Source organism: Streptomyces sp. NPDC058985, assembly GCF_042740985.1.
Taxonomy (GTDB): Bacteria; Actinomycetota; Actinomycetes; order Streptomycetales; family Streptomycetaceae; genus Streptomyces.
The window spans coordinates 220174-233442 of the sequence record NZ_JBHYJX010000006.1; the positions used below are offsets into that span (position 1 = coordinate 220174).

General features: G+C 73.8%; 7 protein-coding genes and 1 pseudogene. 2 read left to right on the forward strand and 6 right to left on the reverse strand.

From position 1 onward, the window contains the following. Both ACFW01_RS07875 and ACFW01_RS07880 read left to right on the forward strand, forming a co-directional pair. Positions 1–2402: pseudogene (locus ACFW01_RS07875) on the forward strand (hypothetical protein); the annotation flags it as partial. A 99-nt stretch (positions 2403–2501) separates the two neighbouring features. Then, positions 2502–3461, forward strand: coding sequence for a bifunctional riboflavin kinase/FAD synthetase (locus ACFW01_RS07880; protein WP_234961466.1), 960 nt, complete (start codon positions 2502–2504; stop codon positions 3459–3461). Positions 3462–3464: 3 nt separating this feature from the next. Here the strand turns inward: ACFW01_RS07880 and ACFW01_RS07885 are convergent, their stop codons facing one another. The 6 genes from ACFW01_RS07885 to ACFW01_RS07910 form a co-directional block, all read right to left on the reverse strand. Continuing rightward, a complete protein-coding gene (locus ACFW01_RS07885; protein ID WP_234961465.1) occupies positions 3465–4508 on the reverse strand; it encodes an ABC transporter ATP-binding protein in 1044 nt (347 codons plus the stop codon). Next, complete coding sequence (locus ACFW01_RS07890) at positions 4505–5545, reverse strand: ABC transporter ATP-binding protein (RefSeq protein ID WP_234961464.1); 1041 nt, start codon at positions 5543–5545, stop codon at positions 4505–4507. The genes ACFW01_RS07885 and ACFW01_RS07890 overlap by 4 nt, the downstream gene beginning before the upstream one ends. Beyond that, positions 5542–6474 carry an ABC transporter permease gene (locus ACFW01_RS07895; RefSeq protein WP_234961463.1) on the reverse strand — a complete coding sequence of 311 codons (933 nt, stop codon included), beginning with the start codon at positions 6472–6474 and terminating at the stop codon, positions 5542–5544. Before ACFW01_RS07895 ends, ACFW01_RS07890 begins: the two co-directional genes overlap by 4 nt. Beyond that, the gene (locus ACFW01_RS07900) at positions 6471–7583 is read right to left on the reverse strand and encodes an ABC transporter permease (RefSeq protein ID WP_234961462.1); all 1113 of its coding nucleotides are present in this window, start codon (positions 7581–7583) and stop codon (positions 6471–6473) included. The genes ACFW01_RS07895 and ACFW01_RS07900 overlap by 4 nt, the downstream gene beginning before the upstream one ends. Beyond that, on the reverse strand, positions 7576–9435 hold the full coding sequence (locus ACFW01_RS07905) for an ABC transporter substrate-binding protein (RefSeq protein ID WP_384502630.1): 1860 nt from the start codon (positions 9433–9435) through the stop codon (positions 7576–7578). The genes ACFW01_RS07900 and ACFW01_RS07905 overlap by 8 nt, the downstream gene beginning before the upstream one ends. Before the next feature lie 304 nt (positions 9436–9739). Further along, the gene (locus tag ACFW01_RS07910; RefSeq protein ID WP_234961460.1) at positions 9740–12925 is read right to left on the reverse strand and encodes an SCO5717 family growth-regulating ATPase; all 3186 of its coding nucleotides are present in this window, start codon (positions 12923–12925) and stop codon (positions 9740–9742) included. Positions 12926–13269: the final 344 nt, after the last annotated feature.

Below are 13269 nucleotides of genomic sequence, written 5' to 3' on the forward strand. Positions count from 1 at the left end.
CGGCGCCGCCCGTGGGGCATCCCGGAGCCGGGACGGCGGTCGCCCAGGGCGGGGCCGCCGTACCCGTGCCGTCCTGGACGGTCGCCGGGGCACGCCCGCCGGCTCGGGCGGTGGGGACCGGACCAGGGCCCTGGTCGCCGAACCCGGCATCCACCCTCCCCCGGCCGTCGGTGCCGCCCCTGGGAGGCCCGGGGGCCGGGACGGCGTTCGGCGTACCCACGTCGGGGTTCGGCGGCCCGGAGCCGGCCGCCCCCCGGCCGGTGCTGCCGCCCTGCGTGCCACTCGGTGACCTGGGCGAAGAAGAGGCCCGGGAGGCGCGCGCCCGCCATGGCGTCCCGGACGGCGCCCTCGTCGCCCCCGACGACCGGCACCCCCTCACCCTGCGCCTGCTCGGTGAGGTGCACGTCGGCCTCGACCTGCCCGCGGCACCCGTCGACCGGGACGAGGTCTTCCAGGCGTACCTGGACCTCATGTGCCTGCGCGTCGCGACCCGCCTGGCCCGGGAGAACGGCCTGCACGGCACCGCCGTACGCCGTCTCGCCGCGAAGGTCTCCGGGCAGGTCCACGAGGCCGCCCGGCGCAGTCTCGGCCCCGGACAGGGCGCGCTGGACCGGGAGTCCTTCGAGGCGCTGTTCCCGTGGGGGCCCGCCCCGGCCCGGCTCGGCGGCGGCACCGGCTGGGCGTCGGCCGTGCTCGCCGAGGGCCTCCTCGTCCCCGCGGGCCCCGGCTACCGCTTCGCGCACGAGGAGCTGGCCGACTGGATCCAGGGCGTCCACCTCGACCTGGACGAGGCCCTGCGCGCCCTCGTCCACCGCCGCGGCACCCCGCACGACACGCACACCCTCCCGGTGCCCCACCACCGCATCGGCCCCGTCGTCGAGGCCGTCCTGCTCCTCGCCCGGCAGCACGGCGTCCTCCAACTCGCCCTGACCCTCGAGGAGCTGGTGCACGCCCTCGACGCCGACCCCCACTCCTGGTGGGCCCCCCGGCTGCTCACCCGCGTCCTCGCGCGCGTGCCCGACGCGACGCCGTACACGGAGGTGCTGCGGCTCCTCGCCGACGGCCTCGCGGAACGGCGCGGAGAGGGACGGCCGGCCCCGGCGGAGTTCGGGCCCGCCTTCTGGACGGGCCTGCGGCTGCCCGACGCCCTCCGGCTGGACCTGCTGCGCCGCCTGGTCCTCGCCGACGGCCCCCCGAGCGAACCGGGCCCCCGCCACCTCGACACCGTCGCGGCACTGCTCACCGCGGCACCCGGCGCCGTACAGCCGCTCCTCGTCCGCTGGTTCGACGACGACCGGCCGCTGCCCGCCACCCCGCACGCCACCGTCGCGACGGCCGCGCAGGCGCTGCTGCACACCCACCGTCACCGCGGCCTGGACGGACTCACCGAGGTCCTCGTCGACAGCACCCACCGACGGGCCGACGAACTGCTCGCCGTCCTCGCCGAGGAGGAACCCTCGGCCCTGTGCCGCGCCGTCGAGCGGTGGGCGCGCGACGAGCGCCCCGAGCGGCGGAGCGCCGCCGTCACCCACGGCCTGCGCACCGCCCCGCACACCCGCACCGCCGCCGACCGCACCCTGCTCCGGCACGCCGCCCTCGTCCTGCTCGCCGGGCCCGCCGACAGCCTGCTGCACGGCGGCGCGCTCGCCCTGCTCGTCCACGACCCGGACAGCCGCGAACGCCACCTCCCGAGAGTCCTGGACCACTTCGCGGCCGGCGACCCCCACCTCCCGCCGAGCGCGGTGGCCAGCGCCCTGCCCACGCACCCGGAAGCCGTCCTCGAAGCCTTCCGGGCCCGGCTGCGCGGCCCCGAAGCGGGGGAGGCGCTGCGCGTGCTCGCCGACGCCGCCACCCCCGCGCTGGCCCGCCGGGTGGCCGCCCTCGTGGCGCGAGCCGTCGCGGACCGCCCCGAGACCGCCGGACACCTGGCCGCCTACGTCGACCGGCGCCTGGACCGGGACCCCGCCGACCGCGCCGTACTCCTCCCCTTCGTCACCCCTCTCCTCGACGACGGACCCGAGCCCGCGCGGGCCGCCCTCGCCGGTGTCCTCCCCGCCGACGGCACCGCCGCGGCCGGCCCGCTCCGCCGGGAACTGCGCGAGCGCCTCCTCGCCCACGAGCAGGCCCCCGCCGTCCTGGAAGCGCTGCTGTACGCGGCCGCCCGGTGCACCGGTGAGGACCAGCGCGCCCTCGTCCACCGCACCGGTCTCCTCCTCGTCCGCACCCCCGACGGAGCCACCCGCTTCGACCGAGGGCTGGTCGACCTGGCCCGTCACCTCCCGGGCTTCGCCACCCGGCTGACCGGCTGGCTGGCCGACGCGCCGCCGGACTGGGCCGCACTGGTCGGCCCCAGCGCCCGCCGCACGATCGAGAACCTCGCGGGAGCCCGGGTCCCCGCCTGACCCCGGCCCGGACGGCATGGCACCCTTAGACCTGCGTACCTGCGTAAGGGTCGCCACCGGACCCATCGAGATCACGGAAACCACCAAGGAGCAGACACAGTGCAGCGCTGGCGTGGCTTGGAGGACATCCCCGAGGACTGGGGGCGCAGCGTCGTCACCATCGGCTCCTACGACGGCGTCCACCGCGGGCACCAGCTGATCATCAAGCACGCCGTGGACCGCGCCCGCGAGCTGGGCGTCCCCGCCGTCGTCGTCACCTTCGACCCGCACCCCAGCGAGGTCGTCCGCCCCGGCAGCCACCCGCCCCTGCTCGCCGCGCACCACCGCCGCGCCGAACTGATGGCGGACCTGGGCGTGGACGCGGTGCTGATCCTGCCGTTCACGACGGAGTTCTCGAAGCTCTCCGCGGCGGACTTCGTGGTGAAGGTCCTGGTCGACCGGCTGCGCGCCAAGGCGGTCGTCGAGGGCCCCAACTTCCGCTTCGGCCACAAGGCCGCGGGCAACGTGGACTTCCTCACCGAGCAGGGCAAGGTCTACGACTTCGAGGTCGAGGTCGTCGACCTGTACGTGACCGGTGACGCGGGCGGCGGCGAGCCGTTCTCCTCCACCCTGACCCGCCGCCTGGTCGCCGAGGGCGACGTCGGGGGCGCCGCGGAGATCCTGGGCCGCCCGCACCGCGTGGAGGGCGTGGTCGTGCGCGGCGCCCAGCGGGGGCGCGAGATGGGCTTCCCGACGGCCAACGTCGAGACCCTCCCGCACACCGCGATCCCGGCCGACGGCGTCTACGCCGGCTGGCTGCACGCCCAGGGCGAGGTGATGCCGGCCGCGATCTCGGTCGGCACCAACCCGCAGTTCGAGGGCACCGAGCGCACGGTGGAGGCGTACGCCATCGACCGCGTGGACCTCGACCTGTACGGCCTGCACGTCGCCGTCGACTTCCTCGCCTTCGTCCGCGGCCAGGCCAGGTTCGAGACCCTGGACGCGCTCCTCGAGCAGATGGGCCAGGACGTCCAGAGGTGCCGCGAGATCATCGCGGCGTCGGACGTCCACCGCCCCTGACGTTCAGCCCGGCCGGACGGCCGCCTCGTCGCCCGCTCCGGCCGCGGGCCGCTCCGCCCGCGACCGGGCCCAGTGGCAGGCGACCTGGGCCCCCTCGCCGCCGGACAGGACCTCCAGCTCCCCGTGCCGGCACGCGTCGGCCACCCCGGCCCGCTCCGCCTCACCGCCGGTCAGCACCTGGCAGCGGACGTGGAAGCGGCAGCCGGAGGGGATGAACGACGGGTCCGGGGGCTCGCCGGTGAGCACGACCGGCGTGCCCGGCGCCTCCGGCAGGACCGACAGCAGCGCCCGCGTGTACGGATGCCGGGGCGCCGTCAGCACCTGTTCCACCGGGCCCGTCTCGATGATCCGGCCGAGGTACATCACCGCCACCCGGTCGGCGATGTTCCAGGCCAGGCCCAGGTCGTGGGTCACGACCAGCGCCGACAGGCCCAGTTCGGTGCGCAGCCGCAGCAGCAGCGCGAGGATCTCGCCGCGTACCGACGCGTCGAGGGAGGCCACCGGTTCGTCCGCGACGAGGAGTTCCGGCTCAAGGACCAGCGCGCCCGCGATGACGACCCGCTGCCGCTGGCCGCCGGACAGCTCGTGCGGGTAGCGCAGGAAGAACCGCTCGGGCGGCCGCAGTCCGGCCCGGGACAGGGCCTCGGCGACCGCCGTCCGCTCGTCCCCCGCGTGACCGTGGATGCGCAGGCCCTCGGCGACGATGTCGTACACCGTGTGCCGCGGGTTGAGCGAGCCGCTCGGGTCCTGGAGGACCAGCTGGGCCCGCTTGCGGTACGCCTTCAGCGCGCGGCCCGAGCGGGCGAGCGGGGCGCCGTCGAAGGTGACGCGGCCCCCGGTCGGCGGGACCAGGCCGAGCAGGGAACGCGCGAGGGTCGTCTTGCCGCAGCCCGACTCGCCGACCAGCGCGACGATCTCGCCCCGCCGGATGTCGAGATCGACCCCGTCCACCGCCCGCGCGTCGGCCGACCCGCGCCGGCCGGGAAACGTGACGTGCAGCCCCTGGACGCTCAGCAACGGGGGCGTGGTGGGCGTCGTGGGCGTCATGGGGTACTGCTCCTCACTCCGTCGTTCGGCACCGCGCCGCCGGAGGGACGGGCGGCCGCCTCCGTGCTGCCGGGCGCCGCGCCGTCCTCCGCGCCCACGTGGACGCAGGCCGCCCGCCGACCGGCTCCCGCATCGCGCAGTGCCTGGTCCTCCGTGGCGCAGAGGTCCAGGGCGACCGGGCACCTGGGGTGGAAGGCGCAGCCGGCGGGCACCGCCGTCGGGTCGGGCGGGTCGCCGGGCAGGCCGCGGGGCGCGAACCGCGAGGCCGGGTCGCCGATCGTCGGGAAGGCCGACGACAGCGCGCGGCCGTACGGATGCCGGGCGTCCTGGTAGACCTGCCGGGCCGGACCCTCCTCGACCACCCGGCCCGCGTACATCACCGCGAGTCGGTCGCAGGTGTCGGCCAGTACCGCGAGGTCGTGACTGATCATGATCAGGCCGACGTCCTGCTCGCCGACCAGACCCTCGATCAGCCGCAGGATCTGCGCCTGGATCATCACGTCGAGCGCCGTCGTCGGCTCGTCGGCGACGATCAGACGCGGTTCGCAGGCCAGCGCCATCGCGATCATCACGCGCTGCCGCTGCCCGCCGGACAGCTCGTGCGGGTAGGCGCTCGCCCGCGAGGCGGGCAGCCCCACCTGCTCCAGCAGCTCGCTCGTCTTCCGGCGCGCGCCGGCCGCCGTCGCCCGGCGGTGCAGCAGGACGGGCTCGGCGATCTGGTCACCGATGCGGTGCACGGCGTTCAGGGAGTGCATCGCGCCCTGGAAGACGATCGACGCCCCCGCCCAGCGCACCGCCCGCAGCCGCCCCCACTTCATGGTCAGCACGTCCTCGCCGTCCAGCAGGATCTCCCCGCCGGTCCGGGCGCCGGGCGGCAGCAGCCGCAGCAGCGCCAGCGCGAGCGTGGACTTGCCGCAACCGGACTCGCCCGCGATGCCGAGCTTCCCGCCCGCGTCGAGGCGCAGGTCGACCCCGCGCACGGCGGCCGCGCCACCGGCGTACGTCACCTTCAGGTCCCGTACCTCCAGGAGACTCAACGGGACACCCCCAGCCTGGGATTGAGAACGGCCTCCACCGCACGCCCGCACAGCGTGAACGCCAGCGCCACCACCGCGATCCCGACGCCCGGCGGCACCAGGTACCACCAGTCGCCGGAACTCACCGACCCCGCCTCCCGCGCGTTCTGGAGCAGCCCGCCCCAGGACACCACCGTCGGGTCTCCGAGCCCGAGGAAGGCCAGCGTCGCCTCGGCCAGGATCGCGGAGGAGATGATCAGGGTGGTCTGCGCGAGGACCAGCGGCATGACGTTGGGCAGCACGTGCCGGGACATGATGTGCCAGTGCCCGCCGCCGAGCGCCTTCGCCCGTTCGATGTACGGCCGTGACTCCACCGCCAGCGTCTGCGCCCGCACCAGCCGCGCCGTCGTCGGCCACGTGGTCACCCCGATCGCCAGCACGATCGTGGCGAGGGAACGGGACATGACCGTCGCCAGCACGATCGCCAGCACCAGCGTCGGCATCACCAGGAACCAGTCCGTGATCCGCATCATCACCGTGGCGTACCACCCGCGGAAGTGCCCGGCCGTGATCCCGATGACCGCGCCGATCGCCACCGACAGCGCGGCCGCGAGCAGCCCGACGAGCAGGGAAACGCGCGAGCCCCAGATCAGCAGGCCGAGCAGGTTCCGCCCGAACTGGTCCGTGCCCAGGGGGAACCGGCCGCTCGGGCTCTCCAGCGGCTGCCCCGGGGCGTCGGTCACGCTGTCCACGTCCGCCCCGACCGTCAGCGGCGCGGTGAGCGCGACCAGCACGAACAGCGACAGCGCGGCCAGCCCGAAAAGGCCCGCCCGGTGTCTGCGGTACTCCTTCCAGAAGCGCGCGACGGAGGCACGGCGCCGCCGCCGGGCGAGGGCGCGCGGAGTGGGCGCACCGCCCTTCGCGGGGCTCTCGGCGGTCTCGGCGGTCATCGGCCCACCCTCGGGTCGAGCAGCGGATACAGGAGGTCGGCCAGCGTGTTCATCAGGATCACCGCGGCGGCGAAGACGAAGAACAGCCCCTGCACCAACGGCAGATCGGGCACACTCAGCGCCTGGTAGAACAGCCCGCCGAGCCCCGGCCAGGAGAAGACGGTCTCGACGAGGATGACACCCGCCACGGTCCGGCCCAGATTGACGAAGACCAGCGTCACGGTCGGCAGCAACGCGTTGGGCACGGCGTGCCGGCGCCGCACGAGGTCGTCCCTGAGCCCCTTGGCCCGCGCGGTCGTCAGATAGTCGCCGCCCATCTCGTCCAGCAGCGCCGACCGGGTGACCAGCAGCGTCTGCCCGTACTCCACGGCGACCAGGGTCACCACGGGGAGGACGAGATGGTGGGCGACGTCGAGCACGTGGGCGAAGCCCTTCTCGCCGCCCGACTCCATGCCGCCGGTCGGGAACAGTCCCGGAATCGGGTCCACGCCGACCGACAGGACGATGATGAGCAGCAGCCCGAGCCAGAACGACGGGATGGAGTAGAGCGTCAGCGCCAGACCGGTGTGGAGCCGGTCGCCCAGCCCGCCGTGCCGCCACGCCGACCGGGTGCCGAGGAAGGCACCCAGCGCGGTGTAGATCACGAAGGCCGTACCGGTGAGCAGCAGGGTGTTCGGCAGCGCCTCGACGATTCTGTCGGTGACCGGCGCGTGGAACTGGTACGACGTGCCGAGGTCCCCGCTCAGCGCCTTGAGGCAGTAGTCCGTGAACTGCTGCCACAGCGGCAGGTCGAGCCCGAATTCCTCCCGGTAGACGGCGAGCTGCTCGGCCGAGACCGGACGGCCACCGGTCATGAACTTCACCGGGTCGCCGGGGATCAGCCTGAAGAGGAAGAAGCTCGTGACCAGGACGGCGAAGAGGGAGACCACCGCTCCGCCCAGCTTCCCCGCCACGTACCGCGGATAGCCGCTGCCCGCGCGACCCCCGCGCCCCCGTTCCGTCCCGGACGGCCGCTTGCCGAGCGCGGCGCCGGTCGCGGCGAGGGGCGAGTCGGGGGAGCCGGGCGAGCCGGGGGAGTCGGGGGGCGCGGAATCCGTCGCGCTACTCACGGTCGTCCGCCGTCGCACGGCGGCGGACGGCGAAGAGCACCCCGAGGCCGGCGAGGACGACGACACCCGCGGCGATCCCGATCACGGTGCCCGTCGACGACGAACCGCCCGAGGAGCCAACGGAGTCCGCGGGGACCGCCGACCACCAGCTCCAGTACCCGTCCTGGCCGTAGATGTTGCCCGCGTCGGACGGCATGATGGTGATCGACTCGATCTGGTCCGTGCGGTAGGCCTCGACCGCGTTCGGATACGCCATCACGTTCATGTAGCCGGTGTCGTAGAGCCGGGACTGCATCTGCTTGACGAGGTCCGCGCGCTCGCCGGCGTCGTACTCGCCCAACTGCCGGGCGTACAGGTCGTCGTACTGCTTGTCGCAGATGAAGTTGTCGGTGGCGCCGGTGTCCTTGGGCGTCGCCGGGAGCGCCGCGCAGGTGTGGATGGAGAGCACGAAGTCCGGGTCGGGGTTGACGGACCAGCCGTCGAAGGCGAGGTCGTACTCGCCGGCCAGCCACGGGTCGGTCACGTTGTCGAGGCAGTCGAGGGTGATCGAGATGCCCAGCTCGCCCCACCACTCCTGGAGGTACTTGCCGACCGCCTTGTCGTTCGGGTCGGTGGCGTGGCACAGGACGCGGTAGTTCAGGGGCTTGCCGTCCTTGCCGACGCGCTTGCCGTCGCCGTTCGTCCGATAGCCCGCCTCGTCGAGCAGCCGCGCCGCCCCGGCCGGGTCGTACGCCAGCTCCTGTTCGGCCGTCGGCTCGTAGAAGTACTGCGAGAAGCGCGGCGGGATGTAGCCCGCACCCTCGACGGCGTGCCCCTGGAACACCTTGTCGACGATCGCCTCGCGGTCCACCGCCATGAACAGCGCGTTGCGCACCCGCTGGTCGAGGAGCGAGGGATCGCCGTCACCGAACTTCGTGCCGTCCTTCGCCCGGGCGCCCGGGTTGGTGGCGAGGGCGTAGAAACGGCGGCCGGGGGCGTCGTTGACGCGGATGTTCTCCTCGCCCTTGAGGGAGTCGGCCTGGGCGGGCGTCAGGGACGGCGACCCGGCCACGAACGACACCTCGCCCTTGCGCAGGGCGGCGACGGCGGCGTCCTGGTCCTTGTAGTAGCGGAAGACCAGGTGGTCGAACTTGGGGGCGCCCCGCCAGAAGTCCTTGTTGGCCTTGAGCCGCACATAGCTGTCCGGCTTGTAGTCCGTGAGGACGAACGGCCCGTTGCCGACGACCGGGAAGTCCTTGTCGTTGTTGAACTTCGAGAAGTCCCCGACCTTCTCCCAGACGTGCTTGGGCACGATCGGCACGTCCAGCGCGGTCATCGTGGCCTGCGGCTTCTTCAGCCGGATCACCAGCTGGGTCGGGCTGGGCGCGGTCACCTTCTCGAAGTTGCCGACGAAGCTGCCGTTGGCGGTGGCGGCGCCCTGGTCGGTCATCATCTTGTTGAACGTCCACGCCGCGTCCTCGGCGGTGGCCTGCCGCCCGTCCGACCACTTGGAGTCGGAGCGGATCGTGTACGTCCAGGTCAGCTTGTCGGACGACGCCTTCCACTCGGTCGCCAGACCCGGGATGACGTGGTTGTCCTTGGCGTCGTAGTTGGTCAGGTACTCGTATGTCAGCTTGTGGATGCTCGTGCTGAGCAGGCGTACCGCCAGGAAGGGGCTGAGCGAGTCGACGCTCTGCGCCACGGCGACGGTGAGCGTCTTGTCGCCGCCCCCGTCGCCGTCCTCGGCCGTGGCCGCGGGAGCGACCGCCCCCGACGTGAGGAGCAGCGCGCAGGCGCCCGCGGCGGCGACGAGCCGGGCTCTGAACCGGCGGGGGGCGGTACGTCCACTGCCGTGCTGATCGTGAGTGCTCATGACTACCTGACCTCGCGTCATCGCACACGGGAACGCCGGGCGCCCCCGCGTGAGGCGGGCTTGAACAGTGGTGAACGCGGAATGAAGTGTGTGTCTACCAGCGGCAGTCTGCGCCCGTCAACGGCCCGTCAAACCCCATGTGGCCTGCGGAAACGGCGAGTTGACCAACCCGTCACTCTCATTGGCACAGACCTCTGGCGCCTCCCTGGTGAGAGCCTGACGCCCGTGCTTCACCGGTTCTGCCCGCGCACACGCGAAGGCCCGCGCCGTCCGGGACGACGCGGGCCTTCGGGACTCCGGCGGGCTACTGCTGCGGTGGGGGCGGAGGCGTCTGCCCCTGCTGCGGATACCCGTACCCGGGCTGGGGGTGGGGCTGCCCGGGCTGGGGGTAGGGCTGCCCGGGCTGCTGCGGCGGGACCTGCCCGGGCTGCTGCGGGTACGGCTGGCCGGGCTGCTGCGGGGGCACCTGCCCCGGCTGCTGCGGGTACGGCTGACCGGGCTGTTGCGGATAGGCATGGCCCGGCTGGGGCTGGCCCGGCATCGGCTGCTGCTGGCCCGGCATCGGCGGGGCGGCGACCGGCGGCGGGTTGCCGTCGGACGTCCACAGGCCGTGCGACTGCTGGTGGCGGACGAAGTCCTCGGCGACCATTGCCGCCAGGTTGAAGTACGCCTCCCGCACCTTCGGCCGCATCATGTCGAGGTCGACCTCCGCACCGGCGGACAGGTGCTCGTCGAAGGGGACCACGACGACGCCCCGGCACCGCGTCTGGAAGTGCCCCACGATGTCGTCGACCTTGATCATCTTGCCGGTCTCGCGGACCCCGGAGATGACCGTGATCGACCGCGACACCAGGTCGGCGTATCCGTGAGCGGACAGCCAGTCCAGGGTCGTACTGGCGCTGCTCGCACCGTCCACGGAGGGCGTGGAGATGATGATCAGCTGGTCGGCGAGGTCCAGCACGCCGCGCATCGCGCTGTAGAGGAGCCCGGTGCCCGAGTCGGTGAGGATGACCGGGTACTGCTTGCCGAGTACGTCGATCGCGCGCCGGTAGTCCTCGTCGTTGAACGTCGTGGACACGGCCGGGTCGACGTCGTTGGCGATGATCTCGAGACCGGACGAGGCCTGCGAGGTGAACCGCCGGATGTCCATGTACGAGTTGAGGTGCGGGATCGCCTGCACGAGGTCACGGATGGTGGCCCCGGTCTCGCGGCGCACGCGGCGGCCGAGCGTGCCGGCGTCCGGGTTGGCGTCGATGGCGAGGATCTTGTCCTGCCGCTCGGTGGCGAGCGTGGAGCCGAGGGCGGTGGTGGTGGTCGTCTTGCCGACACCGCCCTTGAGGCTGATGACCGCGATGCGGTAGCAGGACAGCACCGGGGTGCGGATCAGATCCAGCTTCCGCTGCCGCTCGGCCTCCTCCTTCTTGCCGCCCAGCTTGAACCGCGAACCGCCGGCCGCCGGACGGCTGCTCTTCGCCTTCTGCCGCTTGTTGTTGAGCAGCCGGTCGGACGACAGCTCCACGGCCGCGGTGTATCCGAGCGGCGCGGCACCCGGGTTGGTGGGCTGACGCTGGTCGTGCTGCATGGGCTGCGGCCAGGCGGCCCCGAGCCGGGGGTCGACGGGCTGCTGCGGGGGCTGCGGGGCGTCCGGCTGCTGCGGGTACTGGTGCTGCGGCGCTGGCTGCTGGGGGTGCGGCTGGGGTGCCTGAGGCTGCTGGGGGATGTGAGGCTGCTGCTGCGGTGCCTGGGGGTGCTGGTGCTGCTGCGGCTGATAGTCGGGCTGACCGGGCTGACCGGGCGCACCGGGCTGCATCGCCTGCGGCGGCTGGGGTGTCTGGGGTGGCGACTGCGGTGCCTGGCCCGGCTGCGGCATCGGCTGGGCGGGCGGAACCTGCGGGGCGTAGCCCTGTGGGGTCGCCTGCGGCGCGGCCGACGGAACCTGAGCGGCGTCGGGCTGCGACTGCCCCTGCGGTGCCTGCGGGAACCCGTAGGCACCGGGCTGGGCGGGGGAGTGCGGCTGGGGAGGCTGCGGGGCGGTTTGCGGGAAGCCGTAACCGCCATCGGCCCCGGGCGTGGGAGCGCCGCCCGGCTGCTGGGCCGGAGGCTGCGGTGCCGGAGGCGTGACGCCGGGCTGCGGGAAGCCGTAACCGGCCTGCGGGGCGGGCTGCGCGGGCGGCGGGTTCCATGCGGCGGGCGCCGGCTGCGGAGCCTGCGGCTGGAACGGCGGCTGCTGGGCCGGTACGGCGGGCTGCTCCGGGGCGCCCGGTGCCGGCTGCGCGGGCCACTGGTGGGCCGGGGCGGGTGCGGCCGGCGGGTACGACGGAGGCACCGGCGGCACCTCAGCCTGTGCCGCGGGCGGCGCGTCCTCGGGAACGGCGTCCTGCGGGGCGTCGTCCTCGGGCCCGTCCACCGAAGGGACGCTGTCCTCGGGCTGGGGCTCGGGCTCGGGCTCCGCGTCGGCGACCTCGCCGACAGCGGTGTCGTCCGTACCCTCCGTGCCCTCGTCGGCGTCACCGGTCTCGGAGCGCTCGGCGTCCTCGGCCTCCGGTTCCACGGCGTCGTCGTCGGTGTCCGTGTCGGTGTCCGTGTCGGTGTCCGCGGCGGCACGCTCGGCGATCTCCTGCTGGAGAGCGGCCGCGGAGAAGCGCATGGTCGCGCCACTCTCAAGATCACCGTTGGCGGGCTCGGGCTCGGGCTCGGGCTGCGGCTCCGGCTCCGGCGCAGGCTCGGGCTGCGGTTCCGGTTCGGGCTGCGGCTCCGGTTCGGCTTCGGGCTGCGGCTCCGCCGCCTGAGTCGGAGGGGCAGCGGGCGCCTGGAGCTGGAACCCTCCGGCCGGGAAGGACGGCACGGCCGTGGGGGAGCTGAAATCCGCACTCGGGGTGGGCGCGGGCGCGGCCTCCGGCGCCTGCACCTCGGGTTCGGGCTCAGGAGCCGGCTCCGGTTCGGGCGTCTCCGACGGCTGCTGCTGCGGCGCCTGCGGCTCGAACCCGCTCCCGACCGGCAGCCGCGGCACCCCGGTCGGCCCCCCGGCAGGCGGCGCGGGCGGCGTGAAGGGCGCCCCGGGACCGGGCGGCGGAGGCGGCGTGTACGGGGCACCCGGCGCGGGCGCGGGCGCGGGAGGCGGTGGCGTGAAGGGCGCGCCCGGAGCGGGAGCCGGAACAGCGGAAGGCCCGCCGGCCGGCGCCGCGTGCGGGGGAGGGGTCAGCCCCGGCAACGGCGGAACCGGACCACGGGGAGCAGGCGGAGCGGAGGGCGAGGCCGGAGCGGAGTCGGAGGCACCGGAACCCCCAGAAGCACGGGACGGCGAACCGGCCCCCGCCCCCTCGTCCTCCTGCCCCGATTCGCTCTCACTGGACGCGTTCTGCGTGTACCAGGCGGGCGGCGCGTAGTCGATGGTGAACTCGCCGGTCGTCTCGATCGAGGACTCCGCGTCGGGCTGGTCATCGCCGGGTGTAGCCCAGCCCCCGCGGTTCCCGTCCCGGTCGCTGCTCACAGTTCCTCCTGGTGTGGTCGAGCACCCTCAAGCCGTGCTGGGGCGACCCTTGCTTGTCATTCGAAGTTGTCCAAGGCCGTTCGAGGTCGTCCGATGAACCGGCTCTTCCCCCTGAGACGCCGACGCCCCCTTCACGGGTTCTCGTGTCGCGCCCGACACCAGCCTAATCACCACGAGCCCCGCCCCGGCAGCCCCCGCCCTCCCTCGAAGTCCTGCCCGTTGCGTCACAGTCGACTCGGACGTGCCGCGCGCTTCATCTGATTGTCCCCGCACGGAGGATGACCCCGTCCGTCACCACCCGCTTCCAACGAGTGATCGTGGACCCGGCATAGTTGGTACCGATC

Bases quoted from the DNA above. Each gene is read 5' to 3' on its own strand.
- ACFW01_RS07885 (WP_234961465.1), bottom strand. From the start codon at position 4,508: ATGACGCCCACGACGCCCACCACGCCCCCGTTGCTGAGCGTCCAGGGG.
- ACFW01_RS07895 (WP_234961463.1), bottom strand. From the start codon at position 6,474: ATGACCGCCGAGACCGCCGAGAGCCCCGCGAAGGGCGGTGCGCCCACT.
- ACFW01_RS07905 (WP_384502630.1), bottom strand. From the start codon at position 9,435: ATGAGCACTCACGATCAGCACGGCAGTGGACGTACCGCCCCCCGCCGG.